The sequence below is a fragment of the Duganella sp. LjRoot269 genome (assembly GCF_964254095.1).
Lineage (GTDB): Bacteria > Pseudomonadota > Gammaproteobacteria > Burkholderiales > Burkholderiaceae_D > Rugamonas > Rugamonas hordei.
The window spans coordinates 2,232,766-2,252,442 of record NZ_CAXUSL020000001.1 but is presented as its reverse complement, the minus strand read 5'-3'; the positions used below and the strand labels follow the sequence as shown (position 1 = coordinate 2,252,442).

The 19,677-nt window shown below is 63.1% G+C and carries 16 protein-coding genes; 8 read left to right on the top strand and 8 right to left on the bottom strand.

What is annotated here, in order from left to right:
- Window positions 1-6 precede the first annotated feature (6 nt).
- The 3 genes from ACSQ3S_RS09985 (at window position 7) to ACSQ3S_RS09975 (ending at window position 2,502) form a co-directional block, all read left to right on the top strand.
- The gene (locus tag ACSQ3S_RS09985) at window positions 7-1,047 is read left to right on the top strand and encodes a sensor histidine kinase (protein WP_436142278.1); all 1,041 of its coding nucleotides are present in this window, start codon (window positions 7-9) and stop codon (window positions 1,045-1,047) included.
- Entirely contained in the window at window positions 1,047-1,775 is a 729-nt protein-coding gene (locus ACSQ3S_RS09980) for a LytR/AlgR family response regulator transcription factor (protein WP_176655183.1), read from the top strand. Before ACSQ3S_RS09985 ends, ACSQ3S_RS09980 begins: the two co-directional genes overlap by 1 nt.
- A gap of 133 nt (window positions 1,776-1,908) precedes the next feature.
- On the top strand, window positions 1,909-2,502 hold the full coding sequence (locus ACSQ3S_RS09975; protein ID WP_176655182.1) for a PEP-CTERM sorting domain-containing protein: 594 nt from the start codon (window positions 1,909-1,911) through the stop codon (window positions 2,500-2,502).
- Here ACSQ3S_RS09975 and ACSQ3S_RS09970 read toward each other — a convergent pair.
- The 4 genes from ACSQ3S_RS09970 to clpS all read right to left on the bottom strand — a co-directional run bounded on the left by ACSQ3S_RS09970 (window position 2,444) and on the right by clpS (window position 11,041).
- The gene (locus ACSQ3S_RS09970) at window positions 2,444-4,888 is read right to left on the bottom strand and encodes an FtsX-like permease family protein (protein WP_436142277.1); all 2,445 of its coding nucleotides are present in this window, start codon (window positions 4,886-4,888) and stop codon (window positions 2,444-2,446) included. The genes ACSQ3S_RS09975 and ACSQ3S_RS09970 overlap by 59 nt on opposite strands.
- Window positions 4,889-5,111: 223 nt before the next feature.
- Window positions 5,112-8,189, bottom strand: a complete 3,078-nt coding sequence (locus ACSQ3S_RS09965) for a TonB-dependent receptor (RefSeq protein ID WP_436142276.1) — start codon at window positions 8,187-8,189, stop codon at window positions 5,112-5,114.
- A gap of 246 nt (window positions 8,190-8,435) precedes the next feature.
- Window positions 8,436-10,742 (bottom strand): ATP-dependent Clp protease ATP-binding subunit ClpA, encoded by a 2,307-nt coding sequence (gene clpA / locus ACSQ3S_RS09960; RefSeq protein WP_176655179.1) that lies wholly within the window; start codon window positions 10,740-10,742, stop codon window positions 8,436-8,438.
- Entirely contained in the window at window positions 10,739-11,041 is a 303-nt protein-coding gene (gene clpS, locus ACSQ3S_RS09955) for an ATP-dependent Clp protease adapter ClpS (protein ID WP_090315375.1), read from the bottom strand. The genes clpA and clpS overlap by 4 nt, the downstream gene beginning before the upstream one ends.
- A gap of 324 nt (window positions 11,042-11,365) precedes the next feature.
- Here clpS and cspE point away from each other — a divergent pair, with 324 nt between their 5' ends.
- Window positions 11,366-11,569: a transcription antiterminator/RNA stability regulator CspE gene (gene cspE, locus ACSQ3S_RS09950; RefSeq protein WP_008446468.1), complete on the top strand. Its 204-nt coding sequence runs from the start codon at window positions 11,366-11,368 to the stop codon at window positions 11,567-11,569.
- 81 nt (window positions 11,570-11,650) lie between these two features.
- Here the strand turns inward: cspE and chrA are convergent, their stop codons facing one another.
- Both chrA and icd read right to left on the bottom strand, forming a co-directional pair.
- Complete coding sequence (chrA, locus tag ACSQ3S_RS09945; RefSeq protein WP_436142275.1) at window positions 11,651-13,000, bottom strand: chromate efflux transporter; 1,350 nt, start codon at window positions 12,998-13,000, stop codon at window positions 11,651-11,653.
- 64 nt (window positions 13,001-13,064) lie between these two features.
- On the bottom strand, window positions 13,065-14,318 hold the full coding sequence (icd, locus tag ACSQ3S_RS09940) for an NADP-dependent isocitrate dehydrogenase (RefSeq protein ID WP_353404280.1): 1,254 nt from the start codon (window positions 14,316-14,318) through the stop codon (window positions 13,065-13,067).
- A gap of 110 nt (window positions 14,319-14,428) precedes the next feature.
- Between icd and ACSQ3S_RS09935 the strand changes: the two genes are divergently transcribed.
- The 3 genes from ACSQ3S_RS09935 (at window position 14,429) to ACSQ3S_RS09925 (ending at window position 16,744) form a co-directional block, all read left to right on the top strand.
- A complete protein-coding gene (locus tag ACSQ3S_RS09935) occupies window positions 14,429-14,995 on the top strand; it encodes a pseudouridine synthase (RefSeq protein WP_353404279.1) in 567 nt (188 codons plus the stop codon).
- A gap of 81 nt (window positions 14,996-15,076) precedes the next feature.
- Window positions 15,077-16,408 carry an HD-GYP domain-containing protein gene (locus ACSQ3S_RS09930; protein WP_436142274.1) on the top strand — a complete coding sequence of 444 codons (1,332 nt, stop codon included), beginning with the start codon at window positions 15,077-15,079 and terminating at the stop codon, window positions 16,406-16,408.
- Window positions 16,409-16,525: 117 nt separating this feature from the next.
- Complete coding sequence (locus ACSQ3S_RS09925) at window positions 16,526-16,744, top strand: hypothetical protein (protein WP_176655174.1); 219 nt, start codon at window positions 16,526-16,528, stop codon at window positions 16,742-16,744.
- A 130-nt stretch (window positions 16,745-16,874) separates the two neighbouring features.
- On the opposite strand, the gene rpsT is transcribed toward ACSQ3S_RS09925, so the two are convergent.
- Window positions 16,875-17,141 (bottom strand): 30S ribosomal protein S20, encoded by a 267-nt coding sequence (gene rpsT, locus ACSQ3S_RS09920; protein WP_008446456.1) that lies wholly within the window; start codon window positions 17,139-17,141, stop codon window positions 16,875-16,877.
- 191 nt (window positions 17,142-17,332) lie between these two features.
- On the opposite strand from rpsT, the gene murJ reads away from it, so the two are divergent.
- Entirely contained in the window at window positions 17,333-18,871 is a 1,539-nt protein-coding gene (gene murJ, locus ACSQ3S_RS09915; protein ID WP_176655173.1) for a murein biosynthesis integral membrane protein MurJ, read from the top strand.
- 88 nt (window positions 18,872-18,959) lie between these two features.
- Here the strand turns inward: murJ and ACSQ3S_RS09910 are convergent, their stop codons facing one another.
- Window positions 18,960-19,466, bottom strand: a complete 507-nt coding sequence (locus tag ACSQ3S_RS09910) for an FxDxF family PEP-CTERM protein (RefSeq protein ID WP_436142273.1) — start codon at window positions 19,464-19,466, stop codon at window positions 18,960-18,962.
- Window positions 19,467-19,677 lie beyond the last annotated feature (211 nt).

The window sequence follows — 19,677 nt, the reverse complement described above, 5'->3', positions numbered from 1 at the left end:
CCCATCATGACCAACGACCGCCCTTGGCTCGCCCGCCTGAACTGGTACTGGGTGTTCCAGCTGGCAGGCTGGAACTTCCTGCCCCTGCTGTTGATGACCATGACGCCCGGCGACAGTCACACCGGCCGCATGGTGGCCATCTCCTTCTGGGGCGTGGCGGCGGGGCTGGTCATCTCGGACCTGTGGCACCGCCTGCTCAAGGCCCAGGTCCGCAACGGCATCCGCATCAACTGGAAGGTGATACTGGTGGCGATCCTGGTGCTCGGCACCATCCACACCGGCGTGCAGACGGTCGGCTACCTGGTGATCAAGCCGTTCGGCGAAGTACACGGCGTGGCCTGGCTGCCGGGCGCGTTGATGTTCTGGTGGGGAGTTTATCTGGTGTGGAATATCTTCTACATGGCCGTGCTGTCGCTGCGCCGCGCCAACCGTTTCGAGCAGGAGGCGTTGCGGCTGGAAATCGCCGCCAAGGACGCCGAGCTGCGCGCCCTGCAGGCGCAGGTCAATCCGCATTTTTTTTTCAACAGCATGAACAGCGTGCGCGCGCTGATTTATGAAGACCAGAACGCCGCCGCGCAAATGATCGACCAGCTGGCCAGCGTGATGCGCTACGCGCTGCAGTCCGGCCAGAACGATACCGTGCCGCTGGCCGCCGAAATCGAAGCCGTGCAGGCCTACCTGGCGATTGAAAAAATCCGCTTCGAGGAACGCATGCGGGTCAGCGTGGAAATCGGCATGGGGCTGGAGCACGTGCGCATCCCGCCGATGGCCTTGCAGACGCTGGTGGAAAACGCCGTCAAGTACGGCGTCGAGACCAGCCCGACCGGCAGCGAGATACGCATCCGCGCGCAGCGCATGGACGACGGCATGATCCACATCGAAATCGCCAACCTCGGCGCCATCCTGCCGTTCGCCAATTCGACCAAGGTAGGCCTGGTCAACACACGCAAGCGGCTGGCGCTGGCGCTGGGTGCCAACGCCAACCTGGACCTGACAGAAAACAGTGGCTGGGTACGCGCCACGCTGACTTTACCGGAGGCCGCCTGATGCGCGCTTTGCTGATCGACGACGAGCGCCTGGCACGCGCTGAACTGCGACGCCTGCTGGCGGCACATCCAGAAGTGGAAATCGTCGGCGAGGCCGTCAACGCGGCGGACGGCGTGCAGCAGATCGCCGCGCTCAAGCCCGACCTGATTTTCCTCGATGTGCAGATGCCCGGCGGCAGCGGCTTCGACATGCTGGCGGCGCTGGAGGATGCGCCGGAAGTGATCTTCACCACCGCCTTCGACCAGTACGCGTTGCAGGCGTTCGAAGTCAACGCGCTGGACTATCTGCAAAAGCCGATCCAGGCCGCGCGCATGGCCGCCGCCTTGGCGCGCTGCGCAATGCGCCACCAGCGAGCGCTGGCCTACGCGGAAGCCGGCGTGGCCGCCGTGGCGCCGACGGCGGCAAAAAAACTGTTCATCAAGGACGGTGAGCGTTGCTGGTTCGTCGGCCTGCAGGACGTGCGCCTGTTCGAATCGGACGGCAACTACACGCGCGTGTATTTCGACCAGCACAAGCCGCTGATGCTGCGGTCGCTGAACCAGCTGGAAGAGCGGCTCGACCCGCAGCGCTTCTTCCGCGCCAGCCGCCGCCACATCGTCAACCTCGACTACATCGACCAGGTCACGCCGAACGACGCCGGCGGCCTCGACCTGCTGGTACGCGACCACCTCGAAGTCGAAGTCTCCCGCCGCCGCGCCGCCCAGTTCAAGAGCCTGGCCAGCCTGTAGGCAGTCCACTGTCGAGATACTTGACACTGAGCGCCGGCCAGGCGGCTAAGTGTTTGATCATGCACGGCTATTTTTTTGGGCGCGATCTATGCATGCCGCTTCCTTGTCATTCAACCTGGACAAGGAAACGAAAATGAATACGTTACGTTCGATTTTACTGGCCGGACTAATCAGTTTGTCCACCGCCGCCACCGCCGTCCCCATCGTCATCACCTTGACAGAAACCGCCAACACTGCGGCGCTGACGCCCGCCGTCGTTCCCGGCCTGATCGACATCGCCGGAACTTGCGGCCTGTTCAGCTGCGAAGCGGTAAGCGACCAGCTGGAATTTGTCGTCCTGGCCGGCGTCATGACGGTGCGGCTCCGATCGGACTCCGATCCGGCAACGGAAAATCCGGCCGACGCGCTGGGGCTGCTGCCGTCGCCGCCAGGAACCATCGTCATCTTCGGACGCGGTTTGCTCAACGAACATGCCGTCTGGAGGCCGACGGCGGGCCTGCCCGGCTGGGAACCCGATCCCGCCGGCGGCCCTGGTCCGCGCTACATCTACGACGTCACCAGCGACTGCAGCGACGCATGCCGCTTCGTTCCGGAGCCGTCGCCGTTGATGCTGCTGCTGATTGGCGCAGCAGGCTGGCTGGGGCTGGGTCGGCGGTCTGCGGCCATGCCTAGGCGCGCAATGCGTCTGCTGGCACCATCCGCATGGCGATCCGGGTGTGACGCGTGATGGCGGCCAGGGCCACCATCAAGGTCAGCGACAGCGCGAACAGCAGCGTCCAATAGCCTATCGGCGCACGCTCGACGTAGCCGGCCAGATAGCGGTTGATCGCGATCGCCGCCGGCGGCAGGCCGATGACGGCGGCGGCCAGGGTCAGCGCGCCGATCTCCCGCACCACCAGCAGGCCAATGTCGGCGCGGCCGGCGCCGTGCAGCTTGCGCAGCACGATCTCCTTGGCGCGCCGCTGCACGGTATTGGCCGCCAATACATAGGTGCCGAAAGCGGCGATCGCCAGCGCGATGCCGGTGGCCACCGCCAGCAGCTTGGCCATGCGCGCATCCTCCGCGTAGTGGGCGGCCAGCGGATCGGCGGCGCGGAAAACCTTCGGTATCGCATCCGGGAAATAGGCTGGCCACAGCGACTGCGCCGCACGCTCGACATCGGCCGGCGCGCCGGATGCGCGCACGTTCAACACTGTCCCGGCTGTCCACAGCTCATAGGCGGTCGCGCGCGGCGGGTCGCGCAGCGTATGGAAGCGCAGCTCCGGCGCGATGCCGACGATGCGCTTGGCGATCTCCTTGTTGTCGAAGCCGGTGAACAGCACGGTCTGGCCTATCGCTTCCTCGGCATTGGCGTAACCCAGCTGACGCATGGCGACGGCGTTCAGCACCACAGGCACCTTGTCGTCGTCCTGGTCCACGCCGGACTGGAACAGGCGCCCCGCCAGCGGCGCGATGCCGTACAGTTCGAAGAAGTTAGCGCTGACCGATTTCATCTCCATTTCCGCCGCCGGGCCGCCGGGGCGCTTCAACGCGCGCGTCCAGGCCCAGTCGAGCCGGCCGACCGGATCCTCCGAGATCGCCACGCCCGCCACGCCGGGCTGTGCCTTCAGCGCGGAATAAAAGCGCCGTGCCTGCGCGCTGTCCCGCACATGCTCCGGCAGGTCGACGATCACCATCGCCGACGGATCGAAGCCGGGCGAGGCGTGCATCGCATAATCGGTCTGCCACGCGACGGCGACGGTGACGCTGGCAAAGCCCATCGCCGCGGCCACCTGCAGCACCGTCAGTGCCCGGCGCCATTGCATGCTGCCACGGGACTCGGTATCCGGCCGCCCGGCCAGCACCTGGACCGGATGCACCCGCATCGCGATCCAGGCGGGATAGACCGCCGTTGCGCATCCCAGCAACGCGCCGATGCCGAGCGCGGCCGCGATGTTCTGCGCCGAGAACAGGTTGTCGAGCCGGCGGTCGACCAGTTGCGCAAAGACGGGCAGCGCCAGCCACGCCAGCAGCAGGCCAAGCGCGGTCGCCGCCATCGCCACCAGCAGCGATTCGAGCAGGAACTGCAGCATGATCTGCGGCACGCCGGCGCCCAGCACCTTGCGCATCGCCACCTCGCGCTGGCGCCGCAGCACGCGCACCGTGCTCAGGTTGACGTAGTTGATCGCGGCCAGCATAAGGATCAACACCGCCATCGCCGCCACGCCGGCGATGACGGCCGGATTGGCGCGGTCACCCGGCAGCGAGACAAAGCTGGTCTGCATCTTGTAGTCGAAATAGGCGGCGCGCAGCGGCGACATGGCCAGCTCCACCGCCTTGCGCTTGCCCAGCCGCTCGCGCACTTCCGGCGGAAACTGGTTCATGCTCGGCGCATTGTCCACCACCTGCTGCAGGCGCCCGACGATGGCGGGAACATCGGCGCCCGGCCGCAAGCGCACCAGCATCTTGGACATCCAGCCATGCTCGCCGGTCAGCATCTCGTGCTTGATCGCGGGATCCTGGGTGACCGAGTTGACGCCAAATAGCATTTCGAACGGTATCGTCGTATTCCCCGGCGGCGTGGGCACGATGGCGCCCACCTGCACGGTCTTGCCTTCGGCCTGCATGGTACGGCCCAGCGCATCGCGGGTGCCGAACAGGCGCAGCGCGCCCGCTTCGGTAATCACGAACAGGTCGGGCCGGTCCAGCGCCGCCGCCAAGTCGCCCTGCGCCGCGCGCAAGCCGAGCATGGCGGGGAAGCCCGGCAGCACCGTCAGGCCGCGCACGGTCGACATGGCGCGGCCGATGCGCACCGTCAGCGGCTTGATTTCCTCGCGCGCGGGAATGTAGACGGTGGCGTCGGCGACGCCCGGTATTTTCAGCGCGGCCTCGCGCAGGAACATCGGCGCCACCTCCTGCAGCGGAGAACCGGGATCGACGTTGAAATGCTGCTTGACGACGTAGAGCCGGTCGACATCCATAAAGTGGGCGTTGTACGACAGCGAGTAGCGCACGAACCCAAGCAGCAGCAGGCTCGCCGCCAGGCCGACGCCCAGGCCGAACACCACCGCCAGCGTGTAGGCCGGTTCCTGGGCCAGCGTGCGCCAGCCGATGCGAAAATCTCCAAGCTTCATGTATGCCTTGTCCGTTGGGGGGAATACCCTGTGATTGCAACATCCATGCCACAAGGTCGCAGGCGCCGGAACGGCCAAGAATCAGCGCCTGCGCGACACCGGATGTCCGCAAACGAACGTTGTTGCTGTTCGCTTCCGAACACTATTATCGCCCCATAAAAAAAACCCGTACCGCTTGCGCGTTACGGGCTGGGAAATAAAAGTTACAGGCTACGTCAGGATCTTAGAAACGGTGGTTGTACTCCACCGTGAACTTCATGCTGCGCGGCGAGGTGTAGCCGACGAACGCACCTGGCGTACCGTAGGTCGGCGAGATGTCGCCCGACGCGGTGTTGTAGGTCTGGTCGATCTGCTGCACGGTCTGCTTGTTGAACACGTTGAACACATCGAACTTGAACGCGAAGCCTTTCAGTTGCTGAGGCTTGTAGATCACGTCCATGTCGAGGCGCACGTCCCAAGGCAGGCGGCCGGCGGTACCCTGCGGCGCAGGCACGTTGGCGCCTCCGGTACCGCAGTAGTGGTAAGCCGAACCGTAGTCGGGGAAGCCAGGATCGGCATCCTGCAGCGCTTGCGGATAGTTGCCCAGGCAAGTCTCAGGCTGGCCGGAAGCGACCAGCAGGTTGCCGCCGACCGACCACTCAGGGCTGAACTCGTAGATGCCGAAAGCCTTGATCTGATGCTTGCGATCGTTAGGCAGCAGGCCGTTCGCGTTCTCCATGATCTCGCGGTGGTCCCAGGTCTCGGTCGCGGCGACGTCGGTCTGCGCCACTGCGGACAGGGTCTGGCCTTCGGTATTGCCCTTGCTGCGGGCCAGCGTGTAGTTGACCTTGCCGTACCAGCCGTTGCGCATCGGGTGTTCGGCGAAGAAGTCCAGCGCGGCGTAGGTGCGGCTAGGCTCGGCGAAGCCCATGTCCTTGGCCGTCAGCGTGACCGGCGTCAGGTTGGTGCCGGTGCCGGCGAAGTCGACCAGGAAGTTGTTGCTGCGGCCGGGATTGATCGACGCGCAGGCGAAGCCGCCCCAGTTGCTGGTGTCGACGTTGTGCGCCGCGGCCCAGGTGTCGAACGGGCGTTGATCGCAGAAGTCGTCGATGGTCGACTGCAGCTTGCGGTAGGTACCCTTGACGCCGAAGTTCAGGTCAGGCGACCAGGCTTTTTCGAAGCCCAGGGTCAGCTCGTCCTGATAGCTGGGCTTCAGGTTCTGCGCCGCCACGGTCTGGTACAGCTTGGGCTGGCCGAACTCGTTGTCCACCGACGTCACCGGCGTGATCGCGGTCAGGCCGGTAGGCACGCCGTTGGGACCGATGCCGGTATAGGTGAAGTACTGGCGGGTCAGCGTCGAGACCGAAGCGCCGCGAATCGCGACGTGGGTCGGGATCTGGATCGAATAGCGGCCGGCGCTGCCGAACACCTTCAGCGACGAATCGCCGTTGGCATCCCATGCCGCGGACAGACGCGGATTGATCTGGTTGTTCATCGTCAGGAAGGCCTGGCCCAGGCCGTTCTTGTTCTTGTACTGCTCGTCGCGCACGCCGGCGGTCACCAGCACGTCCTTGGTGACCTGCCATTTGTCCTCGATGTACTGCGCCGCCTGGTCCGAGAACGCCGCCGTCACGTCGTTGAAGATGCGGTGGCTGACGAAGTAGCCGGCCGTGCCCGAGCCGCCGCCGGAAGCGACCGTGGTCGAATAGCCGTTCAGCGTGATCGGTGCGTTTGGCGTGGCGGTGCCGTCGTAGTTCCAGCTGGAGCCGCCGGCGGTCAGGTCGCCCGCGCCGTAGGAGGACAGCTTGTTGTTGTCGAAGCCGCCGCGGATGGTGTGCTGGCCCAGTTTGTATTCCAGGTCGAAGCGCGCCGACGTCACTTCGTCATACGACGATGGCGACGAGATGGTGCCGCCGTATGGCTGCTTGTTGATGTTATCCATCTGGAAGGCCGGGTTCTTGCCGGCCGGCGTCACCAGGATCTGCGGCAACGTGCCGTCGTAGCCGGCCAGCGAGGACACGTGGCTGGTGTGGTTGCGGCCGTACAGCGCGGTCACCGTCAGGTCGTCGGTCAGGTTGCCGGTGTACTTGACGATGTTGGTGCGCGCGCCGATGGTCGGCGTGATGTTGGCCACGCTTTCGTAGTGGGCGCTGCCGCTGACCACGCCGTTGCGCTGCAAGGTCGCGTAGTCGAAGCCGGACAGGCGCTGGTCGGTCTCAGGCTTGTCGCCGATGTGGGTCCACTCGAGGCGGTGATTGTCGCTGATATTCCAGTCGAACTTGGCGACATAGCGGGTGGTCTTGTTGTCGTTCTCCTGCCAGCCGTTCTGCAGGCTGGAGTTCGACTCGACGGTCTGCGCGACCTGGCCGGTGTCCTGCTTGGTCTGCTCGGCGGCGATGAACATGAACAGCTTGTCCTGGATGATCGGGCCGCCGACGTAGACGCCGTACTTCTTGGTGGTGTCGGTATTGAAGCGGTTGATCGCGTAGATGGTGCCGTCGGTGGCGGCGTTGGCCGGATCGCCGGTGTGGGCGTAGTACACGTCCTTCTGCTTGGAGCGCAGCGAGTTCGGCTCGATGCTGTACATCGCGCCCACTTCCCAGTTGTTGGTGCCGCTCTTGGTGGTGACGTTGACCACGCCGCCGATCGAACGGCCGAACTCGGCGCCGAAGCCGCCGGTCAACACCTGCGCCTGCGCGATCGCGCCGAACGGCAGTTCCGACGCGCCCAGCTGGGTCAGCGGATTGGTGACGGGGAAGCCGTTGATGTAGTAGGCATTTTCAGAAGCGCCGCCGCCGCCGAAGCTGGCGCCGGCCGCGTAACGCGGGTCGGCACGGGTGGTGTTCGGCGCCAGTTGCACGATGGCGTCCACGCTTTGCGCCACCGGCAGCGAGGCCAGTTCCTTGGCGGTGAAGGTGGCGCCGTTGTTGGTGCTGGACACGTCGATGCGGCTGCGGCGGCCGGTGATCTGCACCGTCTGCGTGGAGGCGGCGGCGAACGACGCTTCCACGCCGCGGCCAACCAGCACGTCGGTTTCCACCGTGTTGACGGTCTTGCCGTCCTTTTGCAGTTCGATCTTGTAGTGGCCGATCGGCATCGCGGTGGCTGTGTAGCGGCCGTCCGCGCCCGGCGCGACAGTACGCTTCAGGCCCGTATCGGTGTTGGTCATCAGGATGGAGGTGCCGGCCGGCGCTTCCACGCGGCCATAAATGTTGCCCGATGCATTGGACTGCGCCATCGCGCCCGGTACCACCACTGCGCTGACCGCCATCGTGGCGAACGCCATCGACAAGGTGCGCGCCAATACTGTCTTTCTTAACATGCTTACTCCCGATTAAATGCCGCTGTTAGAAAATGCCCTTTATATCGCCACCCGTTCTAGCGGGTTGGTCGGTAATCCATAGTCGTATAGGCAAGTTGCGAAGTAAACATTGCATAAGTAACCATTTGGATACATACCACAGTGGATAGTTACAAGCCGTCACGCTAAGTTTCTTTGCTGGAAAAAAACGGACGTAAAAAAACCCGCCACACTTTCGTGGGCGGGCTTTTTGCGAAAACCTACTGTTTATTCGACTTCGACGGTTTCCGGCGGGATCGTCGGCGCGGCGTCCGGCGGTTCCGGGAACTCCAGCTTGACCTGGTCCTTGTCGTCCAGGTCGACGGTGACCTTGCCGCCGGTGACCAGGCGGCCGAACAGCAGTTCGTCGGCCAGCGCCTTGCGGATCATGTCCTGGATCAAGCGCGCCATCGGACGCGCGCCCATCAGCGGGTCGAAACCTTTCTTCGCCAGGAACTTGCGCAGTTTCTCGCTGAAGATGGATTCGACTTTCTTCTCGTGCAGCTGCTCTTCCAGCTGCATCAGGAACTTGTCGACCACGCGCAGGATGATTTCTTCGTCCAGCGCGCGGAAGCTGATGGTCGCATCGATACGGTTGCGGAACTCCGGCGTGAACATGCGCTTGATGTCGGCCATCTCGTCGCCTGCCTGCTTGGAATTGGTGAAGCCGATCGAGGTCTTCTGCAAGCTCTCGGCGCCCGCGTTGGTGGTCATGATGATGATCACGTTGCGGAAGTCGGCCTTGCGTCCGTTGTTGTCGGTCAGCGTGCCATGGTCCATCACCTGCAGCAGGATGTTGAAAATGTCCGGATGGGCTTTTTCAATCTCGTCCAGCAGCAGCACCGCGTGCGGTTTCTTGGTGATGGCTTCGGTCAGCAGGCCGCCCTGGTCGAAACCAACGTAGCCCGGCGGCGCGCCGATCAGGCGCGACACGGCGTGACGCTCCATGTACTCGGACATGTCGAAGCGGATCAGCTCGATGCCCAGGATGAAGGCCAGCTGCTTGGCCACCTCGGTCTTGCCGACGCCGGTCGGACCGGAGAACAGGAAGGAGCCGATCGGCTTGTCGGTCTTGCCCAGGCCGGCGCGCGCCATCTTGATCGCCGAGGCCAGCGCTTCGATCGCCGGATCCTGGCCGAACACCACGTTGCGCAGGTCGCGGTCGATGGTCTGCAGCTTGCTGCGGTCGTCCTGGTTGACGGTCTGCGGTGGAATCCGCGCGATCTTGGCGATGATGTCCTCGATCTCGGTCTTGCCGATGGTTTTCTTCTGCTTGGACTTCGGCAGGATGCGTTGCGCCGCACCGGCTTCGTCGATGACGTCGATCGCCTTGTCCGGCAGGTGGCGGTCGTTGATGAAGCGGGCAGCCAGCTCGGCCGCCGTCGACAGCGCCGACGACGAATACTTGACGCCGTGGTGCTCTTCGAAGCGCGACTTCAGGCCGCGCAGGATCTGCACGGTCTGCTCGACGGTAGGCTCGTTGACGTCCACTTTCTGGAAGCGGCGGCTCAGCGCGTGATCCTTCTCGAACACGCCGCGGAACTCGGTGTAGGTGGTCGCGCCTATGCACTTCAGCTGGCCGTTGGCCAGGGCCGGCTTGAGCAGGTTGGACGCGTCCAAGGTGCCACCCGACGCCGAACCGGCGCCGATGATGGTGTGGATCTCGTCGATGAACAGGATGCCGTTCGGATTGTCCTTCAGCTGTTTCAGCACCGCCTTCAGGCGCTGCTCGAAATCGCCGCGGTACTTGGTGCCGGCCAGCAGCGCGCCCATGTCCAGCGAATACACGACGGCATTCTGCAGGATTTCAGGCACGTCGCTCTGCGTGATGCGGTAGGCCAGGCCTTCGGCGATGGCGGTCTTGCCCACGCCTGCCTCACCCACCAGCAGCGGATTGTTCTTGCGGCGGCGGCACAGGATCTGGATCACGCGGTCCACCTCGTCCTCGCGGCCGATCAGCGGATCGATCTTGCCCTCGGCGGCGGACTTGTTCAGGTTTTGCGTGAACTGGTCCAGCGGGCTTTCCTTGGTCTGGCCTTCGCCGCCCGGAGCCCCCTCCTCCACGCCTTCCGAGGCCTTGGCGGCATCGGTCTGCTGGTCCTTGCGCACGCCGTGCGAAATGAAGTTGACCACGTCCAGGCGGGTCACGCCCTGCTGGTGCAGGTAGTAGACCGCGTGCGAATCCTTCTCGCCGAAGATGGCCACCAGCACGTTGGCGCCGGTGACTTCCTTCTTGCCGTTGGAAGCGGACTGCACGTGCATGATGGCACGCTGGATCACGCGCTGGAAACCGAGCGTAGGCTGGGTGTCGACTTCGCCGGTGCCTGGCACGGTCGGCGTGTTATCGCCGATGAAATTGGTCAGGGTTTTGCGCAGGTCTTCAATGTTGACGGCGCAAGCGCGCAACACTTCGGCAGCCGAAGGATTGTCAAGCAAGGCCAGCAGCAAGTGCTCCACCGTGATGAATTCGTGCCGTGCCTGCCGAGCTTCGACAAACGCCATGTGCAAACTTACTTCTAATTCCTGCGCAATCATACTTCCTCCATCACGCACTGCAGGGGGTGCCCCGCCTTGCGCGCATGCGTTAAAACGAACTCCACTTTAGTACAGGCTATATCTTTTGAGAACACGCCGCACACTCCTTTGCCATAGCGGTGAACACTGAGCATTATCTGCGTGGCCGTTTCACGGTCTTTATTGAAATACTCCTGAATGATGGCCACCACGAACTCCATCGGGGTGTAGTCATCATTGAGCAGCGCCACCTGGTACAGCGGTGGCGGCTTTAGGGCTTGCCGCTCCAAGAGGGTTTCGGTGTCATGCTTGGTTGCCATACGCTTATATTCTAATGCTTTCGGGGTTGATGCAATGTGCATTTCACTGTGCACATCTAATTGTTTTCCATCTTACGCGTTTTCTGAACTTGACGCAGATGGCGCCCCATTCGTTAAAATCAAGAGTTGCATATCCGCCAATCAGATTGAAAGTAGCAAAATGCATACAAATCTGCTTGACTTTAGAAATTGGTCCGCTAACAATGCGTTATCGGCTTCGTGCAGAAATGTACATGTTGATAAGAAGTGAGGCGTGAGGAGGGGGCAAGAAGCTTCTTGCTTTTATGGCTCGTGTGATCCGTTTTAATTTTGAAAGTTCTTTTTATGGCAACAGGTACAGTTAAGTGGTTCAATGATTCCAAAGGTTTTGGCTTCATCACTCCAGATGACGGCGGCGAAGATTTGTTCGCTCACTTCTCCGCAATCAACATGAACGGTTTCAAGACCCTCAAAGAAGGTCAAAAAGTTCAATTCGAAGTCACGCAAGGCCCTAAAGGCAAGCAAGCTTCCAACATCCAATCCGCTTAAGTTCTTAAGCTGCAGATGTGAAAAACCTCGCGACGCGGGGTTTTTTTTCGTCCCGGCGCCGCGTCAAGTGTTGTACCCACCCTACACTAGTTGTTTCAAAATCAAACCGACCGCCGCGCACACGACGATCACCTGCGGCACCTTGCGCTGGTAACGGATCAACGCCACCGCCGCCGCCAGCGCGATCAGCGCCGACGCCCAGTCGAACCGCCCGCCGAAGCCGGCCGGCCACAACACGTGGTAAGCGAAGAACAGCGCCAGGTTGACGATGACGCCGACCACGGCCGCCGTGATGGCGGTCAGCGGCGCGGTGAAGCTCAGGTCGTCGCGGGTGGCCTCCACCAGCGGGCCGCCGGCCAGGATGAAGACGAACGACGGCAGGAAGGTGAACCAGGTGACCAGCGTGGCCGCGACGGCGCCAGCCAGCGCCAGCTGGTCCGGGCCGAACAGCGCCCCGGTGTAGCCGCCGACGAAGCCGACAAAGGCCACCACCATGATCAGCGGGCCGGGCGTGGTTTCGCCCAGCGCCAGCCCATCGATCATTTGCGTCGCGCCGAGCCAGCCGTAGTGCCCCACCGCGCCCTGGTAGACATACGGCAGCACCGCATAGGCGCCGCCAAAGGTCAGCAGCGCGGCCTTGGTGAAGAACCAGCCCATCTGCGTCAGCGTGTGCTGCCAGCCCGAGGTCAGCATCAGCACGCCCATCGGCAGCAGCCACAGCATGGCGCCGCAGCCGGCCACCAGCGCCAGCCTGCTCCAGCGGAATTGCGCGTGCGGCGGCGGCGGCGTGTCGTCGTCGATGACGGCGGCGCCATACGATGGCTGCGCGGCGCCTGCTCCGGCCTTGCCATGGCCGCCGCCGGCGCCGAACAGCTGCGGCCGGAAACGGCCGCCCAGGTAGCCGGCCAGCGCGGCGCCGGCGACGATCAGCGGGAACGGCGCCTGCAGCGCGAAGATGGCGACAAACGCGGCGCCGGCGATCGCCCACAGCCAGCTGTTGCGCAGCGCGCGCGAGCCGATGCGGTGCGCGGCCTGCAGCACGATGGCGGTCACCGCCGGCTTGATGCCGTAGAACAGCCCCGCCACCAGCGGCTGCTGGCCGTAGGCGATGTACAGCCACGACAACAGGATCAGCAACAGCAGCGACGGCAGCACGAACAGCGCGCCGGCGATGACGCCGCCGCGCGTGCGGTGCATCAGCCAGCCGATGTAGGTGGCCAGCTGCTGCGCCTCCGGCCCGGGCAGCAGCATGCAGTAGTTCAGCGCGTGCAGGAAGCGCCGCTCGGAGATCCAGCGCCGCCGCTCGACCAGCTCCTGGTGCATGATGGCGATCTGCCCGGCCGGCCCGCCAAAGCTGATCAGGCCCAGCTTAAGCCAGAACAGGAAGGCCTGCCACAAGGTCGGCGCGGCGGGGGCGGCGGTGTCACGCATGGTCTCTCCGATGAAAAAAACCCCGCACCATCGCTGGGGCGGGGCCTGGTCTGCGCAAGCGCGATTACATCTGCTCGATCATCACGTCGCCGAAGCCGGAGCACGACACCTGGGTCGCGCCTTCCATCAGGCGGGCGAAATCGTAGGTGACCTTCTTCGAGTCGATGGCTTTTTCCATGGCCTTGATGATCAGGTCGGCCGCTTCGGTCCAGCCCATATGGCGCAGCATCATTTCGGCGGACAGGATCAGCGAACCCGGGTTCACGTAGTCCTTGCCGGCGTACTTGGGCGCGGTGCCGTGGGTCGCTTCGAACATCGCCACCGAGTCCGACATGTTAGCGCCCGGCGCGATGCCGATGCCGCCCACTTGCGCGGCCAGCGCGTCGGAGATGTAGTCGCCGTTCAGGTTCAAGGTGGCGATGACGCTGTATTCCGCCGGACGCAGCAGGATCTGCTGCAGGAAGGCGTCGGCGATCGAATCCTTGATGATGATGTCGCGGCCGGTCTTAGGATTCTTCAGCTTGCACCACGGGCCGCCGTCGATCAGCTGCGCGCCGAATTCCTTCTGCGCCAGTTCGTACGCCCAGTCGCGGAAGCCGCCTTCGGTGTACTTCATGATGTTGCCCTTGTGGACTATGGTCACCGACGGCTTGTCGTTGTCGATCGCGTACTGGATCGCCTTGCGCACCAGGCGCTGCGTGCCTTCGATCGACACCGGCTTGATGCCCAGGCCCGACGTATTCGGGAAGCGGATCTTGGTGACACCCATTTCCTTGATCAGGAAGTCCATCAGCTTCTTCGCGCCTTCCGAGCCTTGCTGGTATTCGATGCCGGCGTAGATGTCTTCCGAGTTCTCGCGGAAGATCACCATGTCGGTCTTTTCCGGCTCCTTGACCGGCGAAGGCACGCCGGTGAAGTAGCGCACCGGACGCAGGCAGACGTACAGGTCCAGCTGCTGGCGCAGCGCCACGTTCAGCGAGCGGATGCCGCCGCCGACCGGCGTCGTCAGCGGGCCCTTGATCGACACCACATAATCCTTCAGCACGGTCAGGGTTTCTTCCGGCAGCCACACGTCGGGGCCGTACACGGTGGTCGATTTCTCGCCGGAGTAGATTTCCATCCAGCTGATCTTGCGCTTGCCGCCATACGATTTGGCCACGGCGGCGTCCACCACCTTGATCATCACGGGTGTGATGTCGATACCGGTACCGTCGCCCTCGATGTAGGGAATGATGGGGTTATCTGGTACATTCAGGGAAAAATCGGCGTTGACGGTGATTTTCTGGCCGTCGGCAGGTACTTTGATATGTTGATACATCGTGGTTCTCCGAAGTGGACTCTAAGTCTTCTATAAGACATAAGACAGACGTTTCACATTATGCACGAATTGGGCTTGTAAGCCTACACCAATTTCACCAGTATAGAAGCATGTCCCTGATACTCTTTAATAAACCTTTTCAAGTGCTGTGCCAGTTCTCCCCGCAGGACGACAAGGCCACGCTGGCCGACTACCTGAAGATTCCCGCCATCTACCCCGCCGGCCGCCTGGACGCCGACAGCGAAGGCTTGATGCTGCTGACCGACGATGGCAAGCTGCAGCACACCATCGCCCATCCCGACCACAAGGAAGCCAAGGTCTACCTGGTGCAGGTGGACGGCGTGCCGGACGCGGCCAGCCTGGCGAAGCTGCAGGCGCCGATCGACCTGGGCGACTTCGTCACCAAGCCGTGCAAGGCGGTGCGCATCGCCGAACCTGAATGGCTGTGGCCGCGCAACCCGCCGATCCGCCAGCGCGCCGGGCAGCCGACCAGCTGGCTGGCGATCACGCTACAGGAAGGCAAGAACCGCCAGGTGCGGCGCATGACGGCCGCCGTCGGCCTGCCGACGCTGCGGCTGGTGCGCAGCGCCATCGGCGCCATCTCGCTGGCGACGCACCCGCTGATGCCGGGCGAATGGATGGAAGTGTCGCCCAAGGATTTGTCTGGCCAGAACTAAATCTGGCAATTGAGCTAGCATTTGGGCAAGCATTGCCTATATTAAATAGGTTGGCGTATTGCCACGCGCCGGGGGAAAGCCATGCCTGCAGAAGCGACCGCGTCCTACACCGAGAGTCCATACTATCTGCAGGCCGTGGCCGCGCTGGCGCGCAGCCGACCGGTGACCGCGCACCGGGACATCTACTGTAGCAACGGCATGAAGCTGGTCGCCGGCGGCACCCGGCTCGGCGATGAGCAGTTCGAGCGGCTGGCCCAGCACAAGCTGACCGAGCCGCTGGACGGCATGCTGATCAGCGATCGGGCGATCGACGCCGCCTGCCTGGCCATCGAGGCCGGCAAGATCCTCGAGCACGACCCGGTCTATGCCCGCCTCGCCAACCGCGCCGGCGACCCGCTGGCCGTCAAGCACGGCCTGGCAGCGCTGAGGCTGCCGCCCCCGCTGCTGATGCGGCTGACCGTGATGCGCGAGCAGCGCCCCGACATCTTCGAGCACTCGCTGCGCACCAGCATGATCGCCTGCGCGCTGGCGCTGCGGCTGAAACTGGACGCCGGCGACCGCGCCACGCTGCTGCTGGCCGCGCTGTGCCACGACGTCGGCGAGATGCACACCGACCCGCTGCTGCTGGCCAGCGGCCACAACATCACCCCGGACGAGCGCCGCTTCATCCACGTCCACCCGCTGACCGGCAATGTGCTGCTCAGCTGCATCCCCGGCTTTCCGCCGGCCGCGCGGCTGGCGATCCTGCAGCACCACGAGCGACAGGACGGCAGCGGCTATCCGGCCGGGCTGCGGGCCGGGAAGATCTCGCCGCTGGCCAAGCTGCTGGCCGTGGCCGACGTGGCCGAGACGGTGATACGCCGCTTCGACCTGCCGCGGCTGGACATGCTGGCGCGCCTGCACCACAGCCGTTTCGACGCGGCCGCCGTCGACGCCCTGCGCGACCTGATCCACTCCACGCCGCAGGACGCCCACCAGATGCGGCAGGAGCGCGGGCCGGCCTTCCAGCTGGCCCACCTGGCCGAGGTGCTGCGCGCCTGGTTCGCGCTGCGCAGCGCCTTCGAGCACCAGGTGGCGCCGACGGCGCCGGAGCGTTCGCCGCTGGCCTTCCTGTTCGAGCGCATGAACTCGATCCGGCAGCTGGTGCTGCAGGCCGGCTTCGACCCCGACCACAGCGACAGCATGCTCGACATCGCCCACGACGATCCCGGCATCCTGCTGGAACTGCGCACCATGCTCGATGAAATGGAATGGCTGCAGCTGGACCTGGCCAATGAAATCGACCGCCGCTCGGCCGAGCTGCTGGGCCTGTCGCGCACGCCGCTGACCGACCTGCTGCGGCACCTGCGGCACGAGGACTGTGGCGCGCAATGCCGCAACGACGCGCCATACTTGATGCAATGCAGCAAATAAAATTTTGAAAAACAGCAGTTTTTGTGTCAACTGGAAATTTTTGAGCTGCGTTAATGAAACAGATTCATCCGAATCTTTGTTTTTTTAGCTGTTTCTCAACTGACTAAGGAACTTATCATGTCCAAGATCATCGCTGCCCTGGTTGCCTCCCTGTTTGCTGCTTCCGCTTTCGCCGCCGCCCCGTCCGCTTCGGCATCCGCCTCGGCCATGGCTTCGGCGCCGATGGCCTCCGCCTCCGCTTCGGCCGACGCTTCGGCTCCGAAAGCCAAGAAAGCTAAAAAAGCCAAGAAAGCCGCCGCTTCGGCAGAAGCCTCCGCTTCGATGCCAGCCAAATAAGTTCTGGCGACCGGACCGGGCCGGCCTTGCGCCGGCCTTTTTTACGCCCGCAAAAAAGCGGCCGCACAAGCGAAAAAACCCGCGCTGACCAGGTCAGGCGGGTTCTTGCTGTAAATCCCCGTGCGGGGAATTAAGCGGACAGTGCCTTCAGGGCAGCTGCCAGACGGCTCTTATGGCGAGCTGCCTTGTTTTTGTGGATGATCTTCTTGTCGGCGATGCTGTCGATGGTCGACACGGACGATTGGAAGATTGCGGTCGCAGCAGCTTTGTCGCCGCCCTGGATCGCCTTGCGAACTGCTTTGATAGCGGTGCGCAGGGTCGAACGCTGGGACGAATTGTGAGCGTTTTGCTTGACTGCTTGACGAGCGCGCTTACGCGCTTGTGCGGTATTTGCCATGGAATTTCCTAAAACAGGGTAAAGGTGCGTTTGCAAACATTATTGTTTGCCAAACAGGTGCGTTCAGTGCGTCTGCCGAACCATGTGAGTCAAACTACTGCCTGCCAAACATTAGTGTCTGCGTAACAGAATTCTGTACAGCCTGCGATTATAGCGATATTTTTCGACGGGAGCAACTATAATCACTGCCCATGAACTTGCTCAAAACACTCTCCGCCATCTCCAGCATGACCATGCTGTCCCGTATCACCGGATTACTGCGCGAAACCCTGATTGCACGCGCCTTCGGCGCCGGCGCCTATACCGACGCCTACATCGTCGCCTTCCGCATCCCCAACCTGCTGCGCCGGCTGTTTGCCGAGGGCGCGTTCTCGCAGGCCTTCGTGCCCATCCTGTCGGAATACAAGAACAAGCAGGGCCAGGAAGCCAGCAAGCGGCTGACCGACCACGTGGCCAATACGCTGGTGTGGTCGACGCTGATCGTCAGCGTGGTCGGCATTATAGCGTCGCCGCTGTTTATCTACCTGATCGCCAACGGCCTGGAAGAGTTCGACGCCGCCGTGTGGATGACGCGCCTGATGTTCCCTTATATTAGCTTCATGGCCTTCGTGGCGCTGGCCGGCGGCGTGCTCAACACCTGGCGCGAGTTCAAGATCCCCGCCTTCACCCCGGTGCTGCTGAATATCGCCTCCATCCTGGCCTCGCTGTTCCTGCAGCAGCACCTGGAACACCCGATCTACGCGATGGCGATCGCGGTGTTTGTCGGCGGCGTGCTGCAGGTGGCGATCCAGATCCCGGCACTGATCAAGATCGGCATGCTGCCGACGCTGTCCTGGAACCCGGCCGCCGGCCTCGGCGATCCCGGCGTGCGCCGCGTGCTCAAGAAGATGGGCCCGGCCGTGTTCGCCGTCTCGGCCGCGCAGATCAGCCTGATGATCAACACCAGCATCGCCTCGCGCCTGGCCGAGGGCAGCATTTCCTGGCTGTCCTACGCCGACCGCCTGATGGAGTTCCCGACCGCCCTGCTGGGCGTGGCGCTGGGCACGATCCTGCTGCCCAGCCTGTCCAAGGCGCAGGCCGACGGCGACCAGCAGGAATATTCGGACCTGCTCGACTGGGGCCTGCGCCTGACCTTCCTGCTGGCGCTGCCGGCGGCGGTCGGCATGGCCGTGCTGGCCGAGCCGATGATCGCCACCCTGTTCCACTACGGTAAATTCACCGCCGAGGCGGCCGCCCAGTCCACCCACCCGCTGATCGCCTACGCCGCCGGCCTGCTGGGCATCATCCTGGTCAAGACGCTGGCGCCGGCGTTCTACGCGCAGCAGGATATCCGCACGCCGGTCAAGATCGCCATCGGCGTGCTGCTGGCGACGCAGCTGATGAACTGGATCTTCGTGCCCTACCTGCAGGTGGCCGGCCTGGCGCTGTCGATCGGCATGGGCGCCTGCCTGAATGCGGGCTTCTTATATGCGGGCTTGCGCAGGCGCGGCATCCACCGGCCGAAGCCGGGCTGGACAGTGTTCTGCGTCAAGCTGGTGATCGCCTGCGGTTTGATGGGCGCGGCCGCCTGGTTCGGCGCGCGTCAAATCGATTGGCTGGGCCTGCAGCACCACGCGCTGCTGCGCGCCGCCGCGCTGCTGGCGTTGATCGGCGTGTGCGCCGGCGTCTACTTTGCCGCCCTGCTGGCGATGGGTTTCCGCCTCGCCGACTTCAAACGCATCGCGCGCTGACAAGAAACTACGGACGTAAAAAAACCCACCTGCACTGAACGCGATCGTAAACGCGTTCAGGCCGGTGGGTTTTTTTAGCGGCTAAGACTTAAGCTGCGTTCTTTGCTTTGCGACGAGCAGCGACAGCACCAACCAGTGCCAGGCCGCCCAGCATCATGCCGTAGGTTTCTGGTTCTGGAACTGGCAGAGCCGAAACGGTGGCGGTGTACTGGGTGTTCTTGATCAGAGCGGTGCCCCAGATGTGCACTTCATAAGTACCTGCGGCCAAAGCGCCCGACCAGCTCAGATTCTGCTGGTCGCCGCTGATGACTGCTGGACCGAAGGCGCCGTAGCCCACCAGTTCGCCACCAAAGTTGGAGATGGCTGCAGTGCTGGCAGCGAAGGTCTGCTGAGCACCGAACGAGGTCGCCGACGGCACGTCGATGGTGAAGAACCAGGTGTCGTTGATGACAGCGTTCTTGGCGAACTTGACCGAGAACTCGGACGAAGTGTCGTAGCCAGTCGAATCCAGGGTACCCAGATCTTTGGTTGCTGCAAACGCACTGAACGATGCTGCTGCCAGCAAAGCGCCAGCCGCGAGAGATTTCAATTTCATAAGATTTTCCTTAATCAAACGAATTGTGGCTGCGCTTGCGCCAACCACTTTGTAGGTCAATAGGAGTGCTGCTAGGACAAATAGTAGCATAAAAGTATTCATTACAATTGTAAATATTCTATTTTTTATTTCTTTTAATTAATTATTTTTATAATGTGAAACACATCACTGCATTGCACCAATCCCGTGAAAAGCCCGCGCATGATTTTGG